Raw genomic sequence first — 21,518 nt, forward strand, 5'->3', positions numbered from 1 at the left:
TCAACCACACGGAATCACACCTGCTCCCTCCTTTCAATCACGATGTGTGCATCCGGTAGCCTGAAGGGGAGAGGGCTATGAGTTCGGATCAACGAGCCTCGGTATCAGCCGCAAAGTTCCACGAACCCCTGCAGATCGGCCCGGAATCGCTCCTCCTCGCGCGCGCGGGCCTCGCCATCCAGCCGCAGCAGATAGCTGGGGTGCGCGGTCAGCCACAGCGCGGTGCCATCATCCAGCACGTGCGCGCGGCCCCGCTCGCGGCCGATGGCCGGGGTCCGGCCCAGCACGCCGCGCCCGGCGCTGGCTCCCAGCGCCAGGATCGCGCGCGGCCGCACCAGCGCCCGCTCGCTGTCGAGCCACCAGCGGCAATGGTCGATCTCTCCCGCCGTCGGGTTCTGGTGCAGCCGACGCTTGCCGGTCGGCTTGAACTTGAAATGCTTGACCGCGTTCGTGACAAAGGCGCGGCTGCGGTCAAAGCCGATCGCGGCGAGGTGGCTGTCCAGCAACTGCCCGGCCGGGCCGACGAAGGGCCGGGCCTCGCGCTCCTCGGTATCGCCCGGCTGTTCGCCGATCATCATCGTGCGCGCATCGGCCGGACCTTCGCCCGCCACGCCCTGCGTCCCGTTGCAGCCGATCGCGCAACGGCGGCAAGTGGCGATTGCTGCGGCGACCGCATTCAGGCTGTCCGGTGGCCCGGCTTCGGGGAGGGGGGCTGAGCCGGCGATCATGGCCACCTCGCGCGCTTGCGCCCCGGCGATCAGATCGGGGATCTGGCGCGCTTCGGGCAGGTTCTTCCAGAAGCGGCGCGGCATCTCCTTCAGCATTGCCCCCACCTTCAGCCGCGCCGGGTTGAAGATCGAACGGTAATAGCCCAGCCACAATTCCTCGGCGGCATCGTCCTGGGGCAGGGCATCGCGCGAGGCCGGCGGACCTTCGGACAGCGCCGCTCCATCCCAGTGCAGCGACAGGCGCGGGGTCAGGATCGACCAGCGCTGGCTGCCGAACCGGTCCACGAAAAACCGCGCATTGGCCCGCTCTATCCTATGATCGGGCTCGAACCAGGCCACGAACCGCTCCCCGCCGTCTTCGTGTTCAAGGCTGCGGAAGCGCACGAAAGCGCGCATCTTGTGAATGTCACGGCGCACTTGCGCGGCCAGCCGCTGAAGATTGCGCACATCGCTGTCGGCCGCATCCTCGATCAGCCGGGGCCGTTGCTGGAGCCGCCACAGCAGCCGATAGAGCAGATCAAGCCGCGCCGGATCGCGGTGGAGCAGGGCGCTGCGCGCCAGGTCGAGGAAGGCCCGGCTCGCCCGCACTGTGCCGCCCTGTGTCTCCGGCAAGTCGGGCGCTTGCGCGGTCGCGAACATATCGGCGCAGGCGGCATCCCCGTCGCTCCAGGCGATGTCCTGCGGCCGCATGCCGGCAATGATGTGCGCGCGGGCCAGCGTGCGCCAGCTTTCGAAATCGTCTGGCTCGGCAAGCCGCGCGGCGATCACGCGAACAGTTCCATCTGTCGCGGCGAAGGGGCCAGTCTCGCGCGCAGGTCGGCGCGGTCGATCAGCAGCGTCGGCCGCCAGTCGGCGGTGACGATGAACGGGCGCAGCTTGCGCACCGAAACGGTCAGCCGCGCGATGTCTTCCAGCCGCAGCGTCCGGTGCCGACGCGCTGCCAGCACCGCTTTGACCGCCTTGGTCCCCAGCCCCGGAACCCGCAGCAGCGCCTCGCGCGGGGCGCGGTTGACATCGACCGGGAACCGGTCCCGGAACTTGAGCGCCCAGGCCAGCTTGGGATCGATATCCAGCGGCAGCATCCCCCCCGCATCGGCGGCGTCCTGCACTTCGGCCGGGGCATAGCCATAGAACCGCATCAGCCAGTCGGACTGGTACAGGCGATGCTCGCGCAGCAGCGGCGGGCGCTGCAATGGCAGCACCGCGCTCGCATCGGGGATCGGGCTGAATGCGGAGTAATAGACCCGCCGCAGCCCGAACCGGCCATACAGCGTGCTCGCCTTGCCCACGATCTGCGCATCGCTGGCCCCGTCAGCCCCGACGATCATCTGGGTCGACTGCCCTGCCGGCGCAAAGCGCGGCGCGGCGCGGAACCGGCGCGAGGCGTCCTTCGCCTCGACGATCGCCGATTGCAGATTGCCCATAGCGCCTTCGATGCGCGGCCCGTTCTTGTCCGGCGCCAGCCGGGTCAGCCCCTGTTCGGTCGGCAATTCCACGTTGATCGACACCCGATCCGCCCACAGCCCCGCCTGCGCCACCAGTTCGGGATCGGCCTCCGGGATTGTCTTCAGGTGGATGTAGCCGCGAAACTGGTGCTCTTCGCGCAGGATCCGCGCCACCTCGATCAGTTGCGCCATCGTGTGATCGGCCGACCGGATGATGCCGGAGGACAGGAACAGCCCTTCGATATAGTTGCGACGATAGAAGGAAAGGGTCAGGTCCACCACTTCCTGCGGTGTGAACCGCGCCCGCCGCACATTGGAACTCTTGCGGTTTACGCAGTAATGGCAATCGAAGATGCAGTGGTTGGTCAGCAGCAGCTTGAGCAATGATATGCATCGCCCGTCCGGCGCATAGGCGTGGCAGATGCCCATCCCCTCCGTCGATCCCAGCCCCTTGCCGTCGCGACTGTTGCGCTTGGCAGTCCCCGACGAGGCACAGGAAGCATCGTACTTGGCGGCATCGGCCAGAATTTCCAGCCGCTCGCGGAGCGTTTCACGGGACATTCGTTCTTGATATGTTCGCTAGCGCTTTTACGCAAGCCGGATGCGGCGAACCGAGGGTTTGGATCATCAAACCGACGTCACTCGGCCTCCCAGTTCGCTCGATACGAACGGAATGTCTGGTGCCGGCGAATATCGCTCCATGGGCTACCAAACCTCGGCGGCACTATTCCATACTCGCGATCAGCGCATCGATCGTGCAGGTGGCAAAACCCACGGCACTATCGGAAATGCCGTAGGGGATGAGCAGCCGATCGCCCACTTTCTGAGCGCCGCAAGTGTAGATGACATTGGGCACGTAGCCGCCGCGATCGGCGTTCTCGGCGGTGAGCACCGGCTCCACCGATCGCGCCAGCACGCGCGAGGGATCGTCCTTGTCCAGAAGCGCGCAGCCGAGCGCGTACTTGCGCATCGCGCCGACGCCGTGGGTGAACAGCAGCCAGCCGTGATCGGTCAGGATCGGGCTGCCGCAATTGCCGATCTGGATGAATTCCCAGGGGTACTTCGGCTCCATCAGCAGCGCGCCTTCCTCGTCCCAGGAATCGATGGTGTCCGAGGTGAGGAGGAACAGGTTCTTGCCGTCCTGTCGCCCGATCATCGCATAGCGGCCGTCCACCTTGCGCGGGAACAGCGCCATGCCCTTGTTGCGCCCGGCGCGGCCGCGAATGGGGGCCAGTTCGAAATTGCGGAAATCGCGGGTGCGCAACAGTTCGGACCGGATCGAGCTGCCAGAATAGGCGGTGTAGGTGCCCAGCCATTCGTAGTCCGGCTTGCGGGCGGTGCCGTGATTGAAGCGCACCAGCCGCAGGTCTTCAAGACCGTTGCGCTGCTGTTCGGTGATCGGAAAGATCACGCTGTTCGAAAGCGTCGACTCCGGCTGGCGGTGGACGAAGACGCTGCCGTCATGGTGGCAGTCACTCTGGTCGTCCGGCTCGATCGCGGTCGCGAACGAGGCTTGCGGCCACAGCGTGAAAGACCCGTCGCGCTCGACGATGCCTTCGCGAAAGACGATCGAACTGATGTGCCCTTCGCCCACTGCGCGCAGGCTCATGATGAAGCGCACCGCGCCGTTGTGCATGCCCGACTGGTCGGGATGGGGGACGATCGACGGGTTCATCAGCGCTGCCGCGGCAAAGGTATATTCGTGGCAAAAGTACGAGCCGATCAGGTTCTGCCGGGTGACCGAATAGGCCGCCCGGTCCAGCCCCAGGTTGCGGGCCACTTCCTCGAAGCGTTCGGCGAAGATATTCTCGGTCTGCCAGTGGCGTTCCTTGAAATCACGCAGCACTCGTTCATATTCAGCCGCCGCCCGCTCCTCGGTCAGGGCGGCAATGTCCTTGACCAGCCGCACGGCCCGCTCGCTCGGCGCGTTCTGCGCCTGCCAGCCCAAGTGGAACGGGCGCAGCACCACGCGGGCCGGATCGGCCAGCAGGCGCGTTTCGAAAATCTGCAAAGGTTCAGACGGAAACTTCTCGGGTCGGTTCAAGCCGATTCCCCTCGGTCACGGTACGGGTTGTGGCCACTATCGACCTTATGCGGCAGTTCGACAACTGAAAGGCGAGGATGGATTCGGCTCCGCAGTTCAGGTTAGCGCCTCTGGGGGTCACTCCGTCGCGACAGCGCCCGGTAGCCAGATCGGCCAGCACCGCGCCGCGATCGTTGGCCCCGAAGAACCAGGCGTAGGCCATGCAGGCATGGTCGCGCCAGAACACGTCGCCGGTGAGTTCGTAAGCCACCGCCGCCGCTTCGATCGCGGCTTGCGCTTCCAGCGGCTGCTGATCGAAGGGCATGGCGGTTTCGGGCTGTCCGAAGGTTTCCGAACCGATCGGCCGGAAGTGGCCACTCGCAGAAGTCTGGATGCCGCAGATCCAGCGCAGGCTTGCCAGCGCTTCATCGATCCAGCCGCTTTCGCCCAGCACGGCCCCCGCTTCCGCCAGCGCCTGGCTCAGGCGCGGGTTGTCGTAAGCCAATACGCTCTCGAACCAGTGCCATCCCGGCCGCCGCTGGCTTTCCAGAAAGCCCATCAGCGCCTCGCCGGCATGGCGCACGCATTCGCGCGAAAGTTCGTGGTCCGGCCGACGGCGCAGCACGCCGCAGGCCCCCAGCGCCACGAACGCCAGCGTGCGCGGGCTTTCCAGCCCGGCCAGCGATGGCAGAACCCGCTCGTAAAGCTGCAAGGCCCAGGCCACCAGATCGGGATCATCGCTGCGCTCGACCGTATCACCCAGCGCCCACACCGCGCGGCCATTGGAATCCTGCGATCCCATGTCCTCGCACCAGCCGCGATCGAAGCGCATGAAGTTGCGGAACAGCCCGAGGTCGGGGTTCCAGGCGTGCTGGACGAAGGCGGAAAACACCATCGACCAGCGCATCCGCTCGGCCGGTTCGATCCCTTCCAGCGCGTTCATCAGCATCAGCGCGCGGGCGTTGTCGTCCAGGCAATAGCCATGGTTGCGATCGGGGACGATGCCGATGGCGTGCTGGAGCATGCCGGTCGCATCGCACATCGCATAGAAGCCGCGCAGGCCTGGCGTTGCGGTGTAGGAAACGCCGTTCGGCGCAGGGGCGGCGGCGGTTTCCACCAGCCGTGCGGCAGCCCCGGCAAAGCGCGGCCAGATCGTCTCGCGCCCGCGCCGATAGGCCCGCCGCTGCATCGCCAGCAGCGCCTGCGGATCATCGAACAGCGCATTCACCGCTGCGGCAATCGCCGCGCTGGAGCCGGGCTCGACCAGCCGCCCGACATCGTTCGCCAGCAATTCGCGCGCGTGGAGGTAAGGCGTCGATATCACCGCCTTGCCCAGCGCCACGGCATAGCTGAGCGTGCCGGAAGTCGATTGCTGCAGGCCGGGGTAGGGCGTCAGGTAGATGTCGCTCGCCTCAAGCTGGTCGAGCAGCTCTTCGGTTTCCAGGAAGCGGTTGTCCCACTGGATATGCCGGGTCACCCCCAGCTCGCGGGCCAGCGCTTCCAGGCTTTCGCGATAAGCCTCGCCTTCCTGCGCCACAAGGTTGGGGTGCGTGGCACCGACGATGCGATAGAGCACTTCGGGATGGCGGGCGATGATCGCGGGCAGGGCGCGGATGGCGGTTTCCAGCCCCTTGCCGGGCCCCAGCAGGCCGAACGTCATCAGCACCTTGCGACCCGAAAGACCAAGATTGGCCTTGAAATCGTCCTGGCGACCGAACGGACGATCTGGCGCGCCGTGCTCGATCAGGGTCAACACCTCGCGCCGGGCACCGTACTGCGCCACCAGCAGTTCGAGCGAATGGCTCGACATCACCATGATCTGCGATGCGCGGGTCACCAGATGGTGCAGGATCGCCCGTTGTCGTTCGGACGGGTGCGACAGCACGGTGTGGCAGGTCAGGATCAGCGGTGCGGCGACGCGATCGACGAAATCGCACACCATTTCGCCGTCCGGCCCGCCGAAGATGCCGTATTCGTGCTGGAGCCACAGCGCGTCTGCGCCGCTTTCATTGATATGCCGGGCGGCGCGGGCGTAGGAGTCGGGGTCTGCCTCGGCGATGTGGCGCGGGGCATCCGCGGGAGTGTCCGCAGCGCACAGCGGATAGACATCGACCGTAATGTCGGGATGAAATTCGGCCAGCTTGTCATGAAGATCGGCTGTGAATGTTGCGATGCCGCACATGCGCGGGCGATAAGTTCCCACCAGCGCGACCCGGCGCGGCGGTGCCGATCGGCTGGACAAGGCGGCATAGAGCGAGCGAACGGTATCGCCGTCATCCGCCGCAGCGTGGAAATGGGAGGAAGCAACGTCGAACGGAATGCTGTTCATCTTCGGCGTTCTCTCGGGCCCCAACGGCCGGGGGCTTATGTCAGAGAAAAGTCGGTGCGGGGCTTATGGTTCCCGCAACTGCGAAGGGATTGCGACGAACGCAGACGGTTTTGCGACAAGGGTGGGGAGGTGAAGAAATGCCTCCCTATTTCTTTGTCATGCTGCACTCGTTTCAGCATCTATCTGGCGACCTTGCGCCGCCGCCGCCGGTGGAAAAGGGCGACGGCACCGGAGCCGCCCGTCCGTCCCCTCCGGCGCAAACCGGCGGATGGACCTTGAACCAAGTCCAGAGTGACGAAACAGGGCGGGGGTAGCGCGAATGCAGGGCATCCACGCCGCCGTCGGCGGGAAAGGGCACCGTCTCCGAAAGCCCCTCCGCCCGACGTCTCAAACCCTCAGCGCTTGCCGAGGAAGTATGTCTTCGCGAGGGTATATTCCATCAGCCCCTCGCGGCCGCCCTCCACACCGATGCCGGACTGGCGATGCCCGCCGAACGGGGCCAGCGGGGTGAGGTTGCGGCTTTCGTTGACCCATACCGTGCCGGCCGAAACCCGCTCCGCAACGGCGGTGGCGGTATCCTCGTCGCCGCCCCACACCGAAGCACCCAGGCCATAGGCGGTGTCGTTGGCGCGGGCGATGGCGTCGTCCACGTCGTCGAACCGGAGCAGCGGGACCACCGGGCCGAACTGTTCTTCGCGCACGATGCGGCTGTCTTCGGGCGGATTGTCGATGATGGTGACGGGGATGAAGAACCCCGGCCCTTCGATGTCGCCGCCGCCCGTCAGGATGTCATGGCCCTGTGCCTTGCTGTCAGCGATGATGGCCCGGACGCGGTCGTACTGGGCGCGGTTGTTGATCGGGCCAAGCTGCGTACCCTGTTGCGAACCATCGCCGACCTGCACCGTCTTCGCATATTCCACGATCGCATCGCGCAGCGGCTCATAGACGTCTTTGTGGACATAGATGCGCTTGGTCGCCACGCAGATCTGGCCGTTGTTGCCGAATGCCGACCAGAACAGCTTGGGCGCGATTTCCGCCACGTCCACATCGGGAAGGACGATCGCCGGATCGTTGCCGCCCAGTTCCAGGGTGATGCGCTTCAGCGAGTGCGAGGCGCTTTCCATGATCCGCTTGCCGGTGGCGGTGGAGCCGGTGAAGCTGATCTTGTCGATCCCCGGATGCGAGGTCAGCCACGGGCCGAGCCGGTCCGAACCGGAAATGATGTTGAGCACGCCGGCGGGCACGACATCGGCGATCAGCTCGGCCACCCGCAGCGTGGCGAGCGGGGTGAACGGCGAGGGCTTGAGCACCAGCGTGTTGCCGGTCAGCAGGCACGGCCCGATCTTGAACGCGGCGAGCGAGAGCGGGAAGTTCCACGCCGCGATCGAGCCGACCACGCCGATGGGAACGCGCCGCACCTCGATCCGGCGCTTGTCGGTTTCCTCCACCACTTCCACCGGCAGCTCAAGCGCGGCGATGCCCTTGAGGTAACCGCTCATGCCTTTCACTTCCGATTCGGCGTCCGCATGCGGCTTGCCCTGTTCGGACGTGAGCAGGCGGGCGAGGTTGGCGGCATCGGCTGCTATGGCGTCGGCGATGGCGGCCAGCACTGCGCGGCGTTCCTCGATCGGGGTGGCGGACCAGCCGGGGAACGCCTGGCGGGCGGCGAGCACGGCGGCGTCGAGATCGTCCTCGCTGGCGTCGGGCACGCTGGCGATGGCCTGCTCGGTTGCGGGGTTGATAACCTCGAAGCGCTCTGCCGCGTCAACGAGCTTGCCGCCGATCAGCATGCGATATGCCGGTGCAGTCTGCGTCATCGTCCTGTCCCTTTCCATGGCTGGGAGCGTGCCGGAGGCGGGGGCTGGCCGACCACGCTTGCAGCCGGGAAGGTGGGGGGCGGCCCCCGCGCCTGTCAAGGGCAACGGTCCGAACGGACCGACCTTACTTCAACCCCAGCACCCCGGCCTGCTGGCGCAGATATGCCGCGCGGGCGGGGTTGGCGGCCACCGCATCGGCCAGCGCCTGCCTTGCCTTCCCTGGCTCGCCCAGCGTCACCCGGCTGCGCATCAGCATCACCCAGCCGTCGACATTGGCGGGATCGACCTTCAGCTTGCCTTCAAGCCGCATCACCATGCCTTCGGCCATGGCGCGCTGGTCGCTGGGGCGCATGGCGGAGGCGGCGGCAAGGTCTGCCTGCGAAGGTCCGGGAATGCCGCGCGCGGCAAGCGGCATGGCGGGCTGAGTGGCGGGCGACGCTGCGGGAGCGGTGGCATGCGCCGTGGCCAGCCGGGCGGCGGTGTCGATCTTGTTGATCTTGCCCACCTGTTCGATCGTGCGCACCACATCGGCGCGCCACGGGGCATCGGCGGGGGTATCGGCGAGCAGCGCCAGCCAGTCGTCGATCGCGCCCTTGTGATCGCCGTCGAGGTCCTTCTGCACCGCCAGGAAATAGCGGGCGCGCGGGTCTTTCGGGTCCAGCGCGATCGCCTTGGCGAAGGCGGCGCGGGCTTCGGCCGGGAGCGGATCGCGCTTGCTGGCCAGCACCAGTGCCTCGCCCATCGCCGACCAGACGATCGCCACGTCCGGGGCCAGCCGGGCGGCGCGGGAATAGGCATCGGCGGCTTCGGTGAAGCGGCCCTGATCGTACAGCGCTGAACCCAGCGCGCGCCACGCCGCCGGGTCATTCGGATTGGCTTGCGCGGCGGCGGCCGGATCGGCGGCTGGGGCATCGGCTGCCGGTGTATCCTGCGGGCGATCCTGACGCGCCGCGATCGACCAGCCGACGGCCGCCAACGCAATGACCCCGGCCCCCAGAAGAATGAGCCTTGCGGGACGAAATCGTGTCGCGTCTTGTTGTGCCATCGCGTTTTCCCGTTAATGACTGCAACAGCTATTGCAAGAAGCGGCAATGGCGGGGGCAAAGGGGGGAACTGGTGGAAGAGCGCGTGCGCGTCGCCATTGTCGGGTCGGGCCCTGCCGGGATGAGCGCGGCCGGGCACGCGGCCAGCCTCGGCATGTCCCATATCCTGCTGGAAAAGACCGACCACCTCTCGGACACGATCTACAAGTACCAGAAGGGCAAGCACGTCATGGCGACGCCCGAAGCGCTCAAGCTGCGGGCGGATTTCGGGTTCGAGGCGGGCAAGCGCGAACAGATCCTCGATGGCTGGAACGCGGGTGCGGCGGCGCTGGGCGTCAACGTGCGCTACCGCTCCGAAGTGCTGAAGATCGAGGGTGAGGCGGGCGATTTCCTGCTGACCCTGGCGGGCGGGGCCACGGTGCGCGCCGAAACCGTGGTGATGGCGATCGGGACGCAGGGCAATCCCAATCGCCTGCGCTGTCCCGGCGCCGATGCCCCCCAGATCCAGTATCAGCTCGATGATCCGGGCGAATACATCGATGAACATATCACCGTCATCGGCACCGGTGATGCGGGCATAGAGAACGCCTTGGGCCTTGCAGCCGATGAAGTGCAGGGCAACGTCGTCACCATCCTCAATCGTGGCACCGATTTCGCCAAGGCGAAGAAGGCCAACGTCGCGCTGCTGATGGAAGCGGCGGCGGCGGGCCGCATCACCGTGCGCACCGAGACATCGCCTGCCGACGTGCGTGACGGCGAACTGCTGCTCGATACGCGCGACGGTCAGGAAACCATCCGTTGCGATCGGATCATCGCCCGCATGGGTTCGGCCGCGCCGCGCAAGTTCGTCGAAGATTGCGGCATCCGCTTCACCAGCGAAGAGCGCGAGGCGTACCCGGTGCTCTCCCCGCTGTTCGAGACCACGCGCCCCGGCATCTACGTGATCGGTGCGCTGGCGGGTTACCCGCTCATCAAGCACTGCATGAACCAGGGCTACGATGTCATCGAGTTCATCAACGGCAACACCGCCCTCAAGCCGGCTGACGAGGACGATCTTGCCCGGCTGTTCGCGGGGGTGCCGGGCGGGCGCACGGTGGACGAATGGCTGGCGCTGCTGCGCGAACGGATCGCGATCTTCCACGAACTGTCCGCGCTGCAACTGCGCGAGCTGGTGTTCCTCAGCCGCGTGCGGGGCTTCCGCGCGGGCGAAGTCGTGTTCGAACGCAACGATCCGGGTTCTTCGCTGTTCGCCATCGCCGAAGGTTCGGTGCTGGTCGAAGTCTCCCCCACCGATTCCGCGATCACCGTCGGGATCGAACAGGGCTCGATCTTCGGCGAGGTGGGGCTGATATCCGGTCGCAGGCGCGGCGCAACCGTGCGCGCGGCCGAAGATCTGGTGGTGGTCGAACTCTCGCGCACCGCCGCGCTCAAGCTGATCGCCAGCGTGCCCGCCGCTGCCCGCGCGGTGGCACGCATCTCGATCGAACGGCAGTTGCTGCAGATTTTCGGCTCCGGCCTCACCCGTGATGATGTCGCCGAACTGGTCGAAGGTGCCACGGTCGAGGAGAAGCGCGCCGGCGCGGTCGTCCTCAAGGAGGGGGATGAAGGCAACGACATCTTCATCATCCGGCGCGGATCGATGATCGTCGAGAAGGAGATCGCCGGAAAGCCGGTGTTCCTGAGCTACCTTCCCGCCGGCTCCTACGTCGGCGAGATGGCGGTGATCGACGGATCGCGGCGCACCGCCACCGTGCGCGCGGCGATCCGCTCCGAAGTGATCCGTCTGCCCGGCGAAGCCTTCGTCCGCCTGCTGGCGCGCAAGCCGGACCTGCTCAAGAAGGCGCGCACCGAGATGGAGCGCCGCCGCGAGGTCAACGACTTCATCGAGAGCCGCAAGGAGAACTTCTCCGGCTCGGTCGACATGTATTCGCAGACCGCCCAGTTCCTCGTCGATCGCGGCATCGGCGAGGCGACCGACGTGCTGCTGATCGACGAGACGCTGTGCGTGGGCTGCGACAATTGCGAGAAAGCCTGCGCCGACAGCCACGATGGCCTGTCCCGGCTCGATCGCGAGGCGGGGACGACTTACGCGCATATCCACGTCCCCACTTCGTGCCGGCACTGCGAGCATCCGCACTGCATGGCCGATTGCCCGCCCAACGCGATCCAGCGCGGTGTCGATGGCGAGGTGTTCATCAACGAAACCTGCATCGGCTGCGGCAACTGCCAGCGCAATTGCCCCTATGGCGTGATCCGCATGGACAGCGTGCCGCCCAGGAAGCCGTCGCTGCTTTCGTGGATGTTCCTCGGCAAGGGGCCGGGGCCGGGTGAGCCTGCCAAGGCCTGGCGCAAGAAAAACGCCGGGCAGGTCGAGCAGCCCAAGAAGGCGATCAAGTGCGATATGTGCAAGGGGATCGATGGCGGCCCCTCTTGCGTGCGCGCCTGCCCGACCGGGGCGGCGATCCGCGTTTCGCCCGAAGCGTTCCTGACCGTCGCCCGCTTGGCCGAGGACCGCTGATGGCCGGCACCCCGGCCAGCCGCAACCGCGAATATGCCACCGCGCATGAAAGCTTCCTGCGCCATCGCGGCTTCCGCTGGGCGAAGGTGGCGCTGGGCCTGTGCGGCTTCAGCCTGGCGGTCTATTTCCTCACCGATCCCCGGCCGCGTCCCTCCGGGAGCACCTGGATCGGCTATACGCTGGGCACGATCGGCGCGCTGCTGATCGTCTGGCTGGCGCTGCTCGGCGTGCGCAAGCGGGCGATCACGCCGGGGCGCTGGTCGCTCAAGGCGTGGACTTCGGCGCACGTCTATCTCGGCCTCTCGCTGATCGTGGTCGCCACCTTGCACACCGGGTTCCAGTTGGGCTGGAACGTCCATACGCTGGCCTATGTGCTGATGATGCTGGTGATCGCGTCCGGCATGTTCGGCATCTGGGCCTATGCCAGCCTGCCGCGCGCGCTCAGCGACAACCGCGAGCAGATGACCCAAGGCCAGATGATCGAGGCCCTGCACGCGCTGGACCGGCAGCTCAACGATGCCGCCCAGCCGCTGGACCGGGCCCGGTCCGATCTGGTGATCGCCGCACTGGCGCAGGACTATTTCGCCGGCGGCATCGGCCGGCGTCTGTCGGGCCACTATCCGGCCTACGCCACGCAGGCGGCGGTGAACGCGCTTTCTCTGGCCGGAGAGGGCGATGCCGCGCTGGACCGGGTGGAGAAGCTGCTGGTCCGCCGCAAGGCGATGCTCGACCGGCTGCGCCGGCAGATGCGCATCAAGGCCATGCTGGAGGTGTGGCTCTATGTCCATGTCCCCGCCACCATGGCGCTGCTCGCCGCGCTGACCGCGCATATCATCAGCGTATTCTACTACTGGTAGGCGGGGCGGGGCGATGACCTTCAGGATCAGGGAGATCAAGCGCACGGCCGCCGGGCGGGAGATCGTGCGCGATCGCGATCTGCCCGGCGATGCGCTGTCGATCGGCCGCGCGGCGGAAAACGATCTGCACCTGCCCGATCTGGCAGTGGAGCCGCGCCATGCCCGGATAACGCTGAACGATGCCGGCCGGCTCAGCGTGGCAGCGCTCGGCTCGCTCGGCTTCGTGGTCGATGGCGTCGATGCGCGGGCGGCCAGTATCGACAGCGCGGTCGGCGCGGAACTCGGCTTCGGCACCTGGCGCATCACCGTCTCGCGCGATGCGGACGGCACCGTCCTGCTGACGCTGCGGCAGGCCGATGATGCCGCCACCCGCTCGGGCGATCTGGAGCAGAAGCGCGGCCTGTCGCTGGCTGGGGTGCTGCCCGGCAAGCGGGCGATGTCGTGGCTGCTGGCGATCGTCATCCTGATCGGCTTCCTGGCGGTGCCGGTCATCAGCAACCTCACCCGCGATCGCGCTGCCAAGGGCGACGCCGTGATCGGCGATCGATCGTGGAACCCCGGCGCGCTCAGCCTTGCGCACCACAGCCTGACCGACAAGTGCGAAGCCTGCCACATCAAGCCGTTCGAGCCGGTGCGCGACGCGACCTGCCTGTCATGCCACAAGGATCTGCAGGACCATGCCGATCCCCAACGCCTCGCCGCCGCGCACGGCAAGCTGGGGGTGGGCGATGCGGCGCTGTGGTCGATCGCCCATGCCTTCGGCAAGGAAGGCCCCGGTGCCTGTCGCGATTGCCATGCCGAACATCAGGGCCAGACCCGCATGGCCGCGCCGGCACAACAGTTTTGTGCGGATTGCCACAGCAGTCTCAAGAAAAACCTGCCAGACACGGCGCTGGGCGATGCGTCTGACTTCGCCACGGTGCATCCCGAACTGACCGCGCTGGTCACCACCGATCCCCTCTCGCAGGCGCGCCGCGCGCAGCCGGTCGGGCCGGGGCTGAGAGAGGACAACGGCTTGAGCTTTGCCCATCGCCTGCATCTCGATCCGCGTGGCGGCGTGGCGCGCATGGCAGCCAGCATTGGTGCCATGCGCGGCTATGGCGGCAGCGGCCTGCAGTGCAAGGACTGCCACCGCCCGACCGAGGACGGCGTCCGCTTCCAGCCGGTGAAGATGGAACGCGATTGCGAAGGCTGCCACAGCCTCGCCTATGACCGGGTCGGCGGCGTGGTGCGCAAGCTGCACCATGGCGATGTGCCGCAACTGATGGCCGATCTGTGGGCGGCGGACTGGCATCGCGCCAGCCCGATGGCCGGGCTGATCGACGGCCGGCGGCGGCCGGGCAGTGCCGGGCAGGCGATGGGCGTGTCGGGTCCGTTCGCCTTCCGCTATCCCGCCCCGGTGCGCCCCGGCCTATCGGTCGGCGCGGCGCTGTCCCGGCAGGGCATCTGCGGCGAATGCCACCGCCCCGCCACCATCAACGGCCGGCCCGGCGTCGTCCCGGTGCGCCAGCCCGCGCGCTACATGATGCACGGCTGGTTCGATCATGCCGATCACAAGCAGGAAAAGTGCACGAGCTGCCACGCCGCGGCCAAATCCGATACCGCAGCCGATGTGCTGCTGCCCGATCTGAAAAGCTGCCGGACCTGCCACGCGGGCGAGGATGCCGCTGCGCCCAAGGTGCCGTCCACCTGCGCCATGTGCCACGGCTATCACACCGTGGAGCACGGTTCGGACCGGCGCGACAGGGCAGGGGGCTGACACCATGCTGATCGCCCAGGCCACCGATCTGCACATCGGGTTCGAACCGGGCAATCCGGATGAACCCAATACCCGCCGGTTCCGCGCCCTGCTCGATCAGCTCTGCGCCGCGCCGGACCGGCCCGATGCGCTGGTGCTCTCGGGCGATCTGACCGAATTCGGTGACGCTGAAAGCTATGCCCGGCTGGCGGCGATGATCGCCGACCTGCCGTTCCCGGTGCTGCCGATGGTCGGCAACCACGATCTGCGCGCGCCGTTCCTCGCCGCGTTCCCCGCCTGCCCGACAGAGGGCGGTTTCATCCAGTACAATGCCCGGATCGGCCCGCTGCGGCTGCTGGTGCTCGATACGCTGGAGGAGGGCCGCCACGGCGGCGCCTTCTGCGAGGCCCGCGCTGGCTGGCTGGCGGATCGGCTGGCGGAGGATGCCGCAACGCCCACCGTACTGGCGCTGCACCATCCCCCGTTCGAAAGCGGCCTGCACTGGCTCGACAGCGGCAATCACGAACCCTGGGTAGCCCGGCTGGCCGCCGTGGTGGCGGGCGCACCCAATGTGGTCGGGCTGATGTCGGGCCACCTGCACCGCTCGATCGCCGCGCAGTGGCAGGGCATGACCGCCACCGTCTGCAGCTCCTCCGCCGCCCCCGCCGCGCTGGACTTGCGCGCCGCCGACCCTGAAACGCCGGACGGCCGGGCGATGATTACTGACGCGCCGCCGGTCTACGCCCTCCACCGCTGGGACGGTGCGCGGCTGGCGACCCACTTCGAATGGGTCGCGCCGGTGCGGCCGCTGGCGTTTTACGACGAAAGCTTCCAGCCGGTGGTGCGGGTGATCGCGGAGGAACGGGGCGGCTGAGTTCGCTACCCGAACCTTCCAATCCGTTCGTGTCGAGCGCAGTCGAGACACCCGAACGCAGCGCCAGCGTATCTCGACTACGCTCGATACGAACGGGATGTGGGCCTTTGCCAGCCCGCCCCCCCCTGCCGTTCGCGTCGAGCGTTGTCGAGCCGCGCCAGCACCGGCCCGCCCGTCCTCAATCCATCCGGTGCAGCGGCACCCATTTGCGCATGTCCACCTCGTCCGTCACCTTGAACGGCACGCCACGGCGGTTGAGGAACAGCTTTTCCATCTCGGCGCGGGTGAACGGGCGCGAGCCGAGGCGGCCGAAGACGGCGATCTGGCCGCCGGTCTCGTCCACCGCGCGATCGCGGTCGAGCCCCTTGGACAGCGCGCGGGCGGGGGCGGGGGTCCTGGCCCAAGCGATCAGTTCGGGCACGGGCGCGGGCGAAAAGCCGTAGAAGTTGGGCTGGCTGGCCGGTGATGTCAGTTGCAGCACCTTGAGCCCGTTGCGCCCGTCCGCGACGTAGGCGAACAGCGAGGCGTTGGTGCTGGCGACCACCACGTCCTGCACGTCGTTCATCCGGCCACCGAAGGTTTCCTTGCGATAGATCGCCGGGGCAGGGGGGCGGGTCATGTCCACGATCACCAGTCCCTCGGCCCCGCCCGCGACATAGGCATAGGTGCGGGCCACATAGATGCGCCGGGCATCGGCCAGCGGCACCGTGCCTGACGGCACCGCAACGGGATCGCGCAGGCTGGTCACGTCGAACAGCTTGATCCCTTGTGCATCGCTGACCCACAGGTAGCGGAACTGCACCGCGCTGGCCCGGGCATCGATCAGCGGGCGCACGGCGGCAAGGCGGGGATGCAGCGGATCGGCAAGGTCCACCACGACAAGTCCGGCCCTGGCCGTGATGTACGCCACATCGCCCGCCAGCGTTACATGCCGCGCGCCGTCAAGCACGTGGTCCGGGTTCCAGGTTACGGCGCGGGTGAGCTTGTTGTTGCGGAATTCGCCATCGGCCAGCGTATCGACGTTGACGAGGATCAGCCCTTCCTCGCTGTCAGTGACGACTGCGTAGGAATAGATCGGCCGGAACGCCTGTTCCTGGTTGGCGTCGCGCAAGCTGAACGGGGTACCGTCCGCCTTGTTCAGCAGGTTTCCCGAGCCATCCTTCATCGGCGTTTCCGCCATCGCCCGGTTGCGCGATGGCGCGATCGGCTGGCCGGTGGGCAGCGCCATGCAGGTGGCGTTCTTTGACGGCACCCGCGTGCTGTGGCCCAGCGGAGAGAATGGTGCAGACACGATCGCGTCCGACACACCCTTGTTGGCGACCGAGGCGACATCGTAGACCTCGAATCCGCCCTTGCCCTGCGCCGCGAACAGGTATTCCCCGCGCAGTTGCAGGCAGCCGACGGCATCGCCGGTTCCTTGCACCACGTTGCGGAACTGTTCGAGCGGGCGGGTCTCGCCCGAAAGTTTCTTGTCCAGCGTCTGCCCGCGCGTCCAGTTCTTCAGCTCGCGGCCGTTCTGTTCGACGTGGAGCTTGTAGTAATCGGGATAGGCATAGCGCTGGAGGTAGGAGCCGATCACCGCCTGCGGTTCGTCCCACTCGGTCACCCGCACCGCCTCGAAGCCGCTGTCGAACCCGACCCAGGCGTTCAGCCCCATGAAGTTGACGAAGTTGGTGCCCAGCAGCAGCGTCTGCGCCAGGATGGCGTTGTTGTCGTCCTGGTCGGACAAATGGCAATCGGTGCAGGTCTTGGTTTCGGTGGTGCGCACGGTGTGCGGGAAGTGCGGGGCGAATGCCTGGCTGGAAAAGCCCGATGCGGCGATCGGCGGCTGCTGGATATAGATCCGCTCGCGGTTGGCGTTGGTGGATGACAGCACCAGCGCCGAAGTCGAGCGGATCGGCGCGACTTCCGCCCCCTTGGTGGTCATGTGCTTGCCAAGCTGGAACATCTCGTCGCGCGCGACCTGGGGGTTGTATGTCGCGAAGTTGCGCGTTTCCTCGCCCTCGTAATGGTGGGTCGAGCTCTTCCAGTTGGCTTCGATCGGCAAGTGGCAGCCGCCGCAACTGGTGGTCCACGAAAGGTGGCAGGTGAAACAGGCGATCTCGCCGTCCTTGTGCGCCCGGTCGGCCATCGGCACGCCGGGGCCGAAGCCGAACGAACCGTCGTCCGCGCCGGAAATGCTCATCAGCTTGGCGCGGGCAGCCTTTTCGTTGAATTCGGGCGATCCGGGGTCGACGCTGTTGCGCACCAGCCGCACGTCCCACGACAGACGCGGATCGACGATCGAGCGCTGCAGCAGATGTCTGCGACCCGCCTCATCCGTGCGCCATTCGAAGCGGCGCTGGCCGTCCGGGTTGCGCAGCAGCGACAGGTCGTTGCCCTTGGGCGGCGCGGCCGGGCCGGAGGTCAGCAGGGACGGCCAGGCATCGGCGGTGCCGTGGCAATCCTTGCAGCCGATCTCCACCGCATTGGCCACTTCGCCATAGATCAGGCCGTTGCCGTGGCTGTCCTGCGCGAAGTGGCAATCGGCGCACTGCATGCCCTTTTCGGCATGGATATCCATCATGTGGACGGACTTGCCGGGGTTCACGCCGGGCTGGACGAACTTGGCCTCGCCCTTTTTGCGCCACTTCTCCGGATCGTTGGGCGCGACGATATGCGCCTTGTCGGTGCCCCAGGTCGCCATGTTGCCCCCGGCATCGAGCAGGTTGCCGGCGCGGTCGCGCTTGAAGATGCCGCGAAAGTTCCAGCCGTGGCCGTGATAGTCGGCAAACTGGGTGTCCTTCAGGGTGGCGTTCAGGTCATAGACGTTACGCAGGAAATCCAGATCGCCCCAGTTGCCGCGCGCCGCTGCGCCTTCCGGGTTGCGCTCGTTGATCGCGCGGACTTGCGCGGCGGTGGGATATTCCTGCTTCTCCGGCCACATGCTGGGGGCATCGGACTCGTAATCCCACATGGTGTAGCCGAGATAGGAATTCAGGAAGATGTTGGGCTGGTGCATGTGGCAGTTCATGCACTGCGCGGTGGGGATGGCCCGGGTGAACACGTGCTGGAGCGGGTGACCCTTCTCTCGCGCGTCCTCTTTGTCCCCGTGGCCGTCGTCGTGGCCGTCCTTCAGCCCGCCGTGCGCGCCCTTTTGCGTCAGCGCGGCGATGGCGGGGTCGCGGGTGATGCTCTGCCCGTCGCGGCCCAGCGGCGCATAGATCAGCGAATGGCGCGGCTCGCGGTCATTGGCATAGACCACATGGCATGCGGTGCACCCTGACGAGCGATAGTCGCCCGGCTGGTCGTTCGTGCCCATGAACCAGGTATAGGGATCGTTGAGCCGGGTCTTGTGGATGTTGAGCACCGGGATGGCCACGCGCAGGCCCGTGCCCGGCCCGCGATTGCTCTGCTTGAGGTCCGGCCGGCCGGGTTCTTCCAGCCGCTGGATCGAGCCGGTGGCGTTGGGCAGGCCCACCTCGGCGAAGCCGGACCCGTTGGTCCGCCCGCCGCGCTCGAACACGCGAAACACGTCGGCCGGGGGGATCACGTTCCAGCGCGGCAGCGGATAAAGCGCCGCCAGCGCCCCGCGCGCCGCTTGGGCGGGCGTCAGCGTGCCGGGCGGGGTGCCGGGGGTGACGATCTTCGCAGGCCGCCCGTCTTTGGTATAGGCTTCGCCGAAGATGTAGTTCTTATACGGCACGATACCGTTGTTGTAGCCCGCGCCGCCCCACAGCATCGCCCCGCTGGCCATCAGCGATCGTTCGGCCGCCTCGATCACCGGCATGTGGCAGGCCCCGCAGCTTTCGCGCGCCACGCGATAGTCGCCGGGATTGACGAAGCGGATGTATTCCGGCGCTTCCTTGTTGAGCAGGGTGTAGCTGCGTTCGGGATTGGCGGCGGACGGCCAGTGCCAGCCATGCGGATAGCGCGGCAGCACATGCGCCTTGTCGCGCGCGGCGCGGTATTCGGGGTGGTCGAAGCCGAGTTCGGGGCGGCCGGTCACGCGGGCATTGCCGCCATGGCAATCGGTGCAGCCCAGTTGCACGGCCGGTGTCGCGTGCATGGAAGGCGCGTCGCTGTCGGTATGGCAGGAAAGGCACCCGGATGACTTGCCGGCCACATCGGCCGGGGTCTGGCGCGCCGGGGCGGCGGCGGCGCGGACCAGCGCATAGTCGCGGGCGACCGGCTTCTCTTCCTCGCTGGCGAACAGCCGGGTTGCCGGGGCGATGAGCGCGCACAGCAGCGCCACGATCAGGGCGATGCGTGCGGGCCACGAGGGCGGCGGGGCGAGCCGGGCCCGCATCAATAGCTCAGGATCACGTTGGCCAGCACCGAGTAATAGCGCTTGTGGCCGCCGGCATTGTCGAACAGGTCGCGAAACCCCGCCCCCGGCAACAGCGCCGCACCCGACAGGCGCAGGACGATGTTCTGGTTGGCATTCGGCCGCCAGATGGCGGCACTCGAAAGGTCCCAGCCGATGTTCCGGGGGATCGATCCTTCATTGCGCAGCGTCTGCAGCGTCGTCGTGTTCTCGAACCACAGGTGATTGGCGTTGGCCGATATCCGCAATTGCGGGGTCAGGTCGAAGTCCGCCCCCGCGCCCGCCAGCATCGTGCCGGGGTTGTTGAAGTTGGACTGCCCCTGTTCCTTCGACGATCGCAGCGCATTGAGCACGCCGTTGCGCCCGCTGATGCCGATCACCCGCCCGCCGCCCGCGAACGGGATGCTCTGGCGGATCCAGTAGCTGGTGTCGGCCCCGGCGAAGACCGGGTTTTCGAACACCGCATCGAACCCGGTTTCCTTGTCGTCATACGGATCGCTATCGCCGCTGGCGTACAGGCCGGACAGCCGGAACCGCATCCAGTCATGATCGTAGCTCAGTTCCGCCGCGCCGAAGAAGGCGCGAATATCGGCCCGGCGGTCGGTGAAGAACGAATTGCGATCCTGCCCCAGCGCGGCATAGGCCGACGCGGTCAGGTTCAGCCTGCCGATGTGCCCATCGGCGTTGTAGCCCAGATAGACCACATCATAATCGCGCCCGCGCAGCGTGCCCAGCAGCGCGGGGCGCACCGGAAAGCCGTTCTTGTCGATCTCGATATCGTTGCCTTCGCGGTTGCGGTTGTAGGCAATGGTGATCTGGCTGGTCAGGCTGGGGATCAGGAAATCCTGGCGGTAGATGTTGGCAATGAACAGCAGGTCGTCGCGCGGGCTCTGCACCACCGAATTGAGGCCGGAATTGGTATCCTTCTCCAGCCGCCAGAACGCCGCGAGATTGTACTGCACCCGGTTGTCGTCGCGGTTCCCGAAAAAGCGGATGCCCAGTTGCTGGTCGTTGAACAGGAAGCCCCGGAAATCGGCCTGGAACGGCTGAACGCCGACGCGCACGGAATCGAAATCATAGCGATCCGAGACGTTGCGCAGGTGATAGTCGATGAAGGCTTCCTGCACCCCCACGAAATGGTCCGCGCGGTGCGACGGCTTGCTGGGCTCGACATGCAGCACGCGGCGTTCGGGCACGTTGACGTAGTTGTAGTTGAACGCCAGCGCCACGCGGTATTCGATATGCGGCGGCTTGAACGCGGTGTTGCCCTTGGTCAGCCCCAGCCCGAGCAGGAACGTCTGCGAGAACACGAAGCTCGCGTCCTTGCCGAACACGTCAAGGCTGCCGGGCCGTTCGGTCGTCTGCACGCCGACCGGGATCGGGAAGGTGCGCGGTTCCAGCACCGTGTCGGAAACCGCGCTGAGCGAAAAGAACCAGTCGTCCTCGCGGATCGGCAGCCACGGTACCTTGGCCCGATCGATCGCCCGGTCGCCCTTCAGGGTGTTCTGGTGATAGGGGTCCTGCCAGCGTTCCTTGACCACGCCCAGGCTCTCGATCAGCCGCCAGCGGTCGGGCACCGGGATCTGGTCGGTCGGGAAGGCCTCGGGCGGCGGTGCGCGCACTGCGCCGGGGTTGTCCTGCGTCACCTTGTCCGGCAGCGGCGCGGTGGTGCCGGGGCGGCGGCGGCCGTCGATCATCCCCCTATCGACGTCCTCGGGGCTGTCGGGCGCGCCGGGCGATGCCAGCACCGGCGGCGCGGGGTCGGGCTCCGGTGGCGGGGCCGTGTCGGCGGCGACCTGCGCCATCGCCAGTGGCAGGAGAAGGGCGGTCAGCGCCATCG

12 protein-coding genes are annotated in these 21,518 nt (G+C 67.1%); 4 read left to right on the forward strand and 8 right to left on the reverse strand.

The genetic code is table 11. The features are described 5' to 3' along the window. Positions 1–104: 104 nt before the first annotated feature. From IE122_RS15840 to IE122_RS15865, 6 genes are all read right to left on the reverse strand, one after another. Positions 105–1,496 carry a UdgX family uracil-DNA binding protein gene (locus IE122_RS15840; protein WP_189622229.1) on the reverse strand — a complete coding sequence of 464 codons (1,392 nt, stop codon included), beginning with the start codon at positions 1,494–1,496 and terminating at the stop codon, positions 105–107. Then, positions 1,493–2,734: a putative DNA modification/repair radical SAM protein gene (locus tag IE122_RS15845; RefSeq protein ID WP_189622230.1), complete on the reverse strand. Its 1,242-nt coding sequence runs from the start codon at positions 2,732–2,734 to the stop codon at positions 1,493–1,495. Before IE122_RS15845 ends, IE122_RS15840 begins: the two co-directional genes overlap by 4 nt. 163 nt (positions 2,735–2,897) lie before the next feature. After that, positions 2,898–4,184, reverse strand: coding sequence for a glycoside hydrolase family 130 protein (locus IE122_RS15850; protein WP_229814272.1), 1,287 nt, complete (start codon positions 4,182–4,184; stop codon positions 2,898–2,900). Positions 4,185–4,188: 4 nt separating this feature from the next. Further along, positions 4,189–6,525 carry a glycosyltransferase family 4 protein gene (locus IE122_RS15855; RefSeq protein WP_189622232.1) on the reverse strand — a complete coding sequence of 779 codons (2,337 nt, stop codon included), beginning with the start codon at positions 6,523–6,525 and terminating at the stop codon, positions 4,189–4,191. A gap of 395 nt (positions 6,526–6,920) precedes the next feature. Continuing rightward, positions 6,921–8,342 carry an aldehyde dehydrogenase family protein gene (locus IE122_RS15860; RefSeq protein ID WP_189622233.1) on the reverse strand — a complete coding sequence of 474 codons (1,422 nt, stop codon included), beginning with the start codon at positions 8,340–8,342 and terminating at the stop codon, positions 6,921–6,923. Positions 8,343–8,466: 124 nt separating this feature from the next. Next, positions 8,467–9,387 (reverse strand): tetratricopeptide repeat protein, encoded by a 921-nt coding sequence (locus IE122_RS15865; RefSeq protein ID WP_189622234.1) that lies wholly within the window; start codon positions 9,385–9,387, stop codon positions 8,467–8,469. Positions 9,388–9,458: 71 nt separating this feature from the next. On the opposite strand from IE122_RS15865, the gene IE122_RS15870 reads away from it, so the two are divergent. Genes IE122_RS15870 through IE122_RS15885 form a run of 4 tightly spaced genes read left to right on the forward strand, consistent with a single transcriptional unit; the run spans position 9,459 to position 15,372 of the window. Further along, complete coding sequence (locus IE122_RS15870; protein WP_189622235.1) at positions 9,459–11,903, forward strand: cyclic nucleotide-binding domain-containing protein; 2,445 nt, start codon at positions 9,459–9,461, stop codon at positions 11,901–11,903. Further along, positions 11,903–12,760, forward strand: a complete 858-nt coding sequence (locus tag IE122_RS15875) for a hypothetical protein (protein WP_189622236.1) — start codon at positions 11,903–11,905, stop codon at positions 12,758–12,760. The genes IE122_RS15870 and IE122_RS15875 overlap by 1 nt, the downstream gene beginning before the upstream one ends. 13 nt (positions 12,761–12,773) lie before the next feature. Further along, positions 12,774–14,519, forward strand: a complete 1,746-nt coding sequence (locus IE122_RS15880) for a cytochrome c3 family protein (RefSeq protein WP_189622237.1) — start codon at positions 12,774–12,776, stop codon at positions 14,517–14,519. A gap of 4 nt (positions 14,520–14,523) precedes the next feature. Continuing rightward, on the forward strand, positions 14,524–15,372 hold the full coding sequence (locus IE122_RS15885) for a metallophosphoesterase (protein ID WP_189622238.1): 849 nt from the start codon (positions 14,524–14,526) through the stop codon (positions 15,370–15,372). A 178-nt stretch (positions 15,373–15,550) separates the two neighbouring features. On the opposite strand, the gene IE122_RS15890 is transcribed toward IE122_RS15885, so the two are convergent. After that, positions 15,551–19,660: an LVIVD repeat-containing protein gene (locus IE122_RS15890; protein WP_189622239.1), complete on the reverse strand. Its 4,110-nt coding sequence runs from the start codon at positions 19,658–19,660 to the stop codon at positions 15,551–15,553. Further along, complete coding sequence (locus IE122_RS15895) at positions 19,660–21,516, reverse strand: hypothetical protein (RefSeq protein ID WP_189622240.1); 1,857 nt, start codon at positions 21,514–21,516, stop codon at positions 19,660–19,662. Before IE122_RS15895 ends, IE122_RS15890 begins: the two co-directional genes overlap by 1 nt. Positions 21,517–21,518 lie beyond the last annotated feature (2 nt).

The sequence above is a fragment of the Novosphingobium colocasiae genome, from assembly GCF_014652555.1.
GTDB classification, from domain to species: Bacteria; Pseudomonadota; Alphaproteobacteria; order Sphingomonadales; family Sphingomonadaceae; genus Novosphingobium; species Novosphingobium colocasiae.

Coding starts and splice junctions, on each gene's coding strand:
- IE122_RS15845 (WP_189622230.1), bottom strand. CDS start 2,734: ATGTCCCGTGAAACGCTCCGCGAGCGGCTGGAAATTCTGGCCGATGCC.
- IE122_RS15855 (WP_189622232.1), bottom strand. CDS start 6,525: ATGAACAGCATTCCGTTCGACGTTGCTTCCTCCCATTTCCACGCTGCG.
- IE122_RS15860 (WP_189622233.1), bottom strand. CDS start 8,342: ATGACGCAGACTGCACCGGCATATCGCATGCTGATCGGCGGCAAGCTC.
- IE122_RS15865 (WP_189622234.1), bottom strand. CDS start 9,387: ATGGCACAACAAGACGCGACACGATTTCGTCCCGCAAGGCTCATTCTT.
- IE122_RS15875 (WP_189622236.1), top strand. CDS start 11,903: ATGGCCGGCACCCCGGCCAGCCGCAACCGCGAATATGCCACCGCGCAT.
- IE122_RS15880 (WP_189622237.1), top strand. CDS start 12,774: ATGACCTTCAGGATCAGGGAGATCAAGCGCACGGCCGCCGGGCGGGAG.
- IE122_RS15885 (WP_189622238.1), top strand. CDS start 14,524: ATGCTGATCGCCCAGGCCACCGATCTGCACATCGGGTTCGAACCGGGC.
- IE122_RS15890 (WP_189622239.1), bottom strand. CDS start 19,660: ATGCGGGCCCGGCTCGCCCCGCCGCCCTCGTGGCCCGCACGCATCGCC.
- IE122_RS15895 (WP_189622240.1), bottom strand. CDS start 21,516: ATGGCGCTGACCGCCCTTCTCCTGCCACTGGCGATGGCGCAGGTCGCC.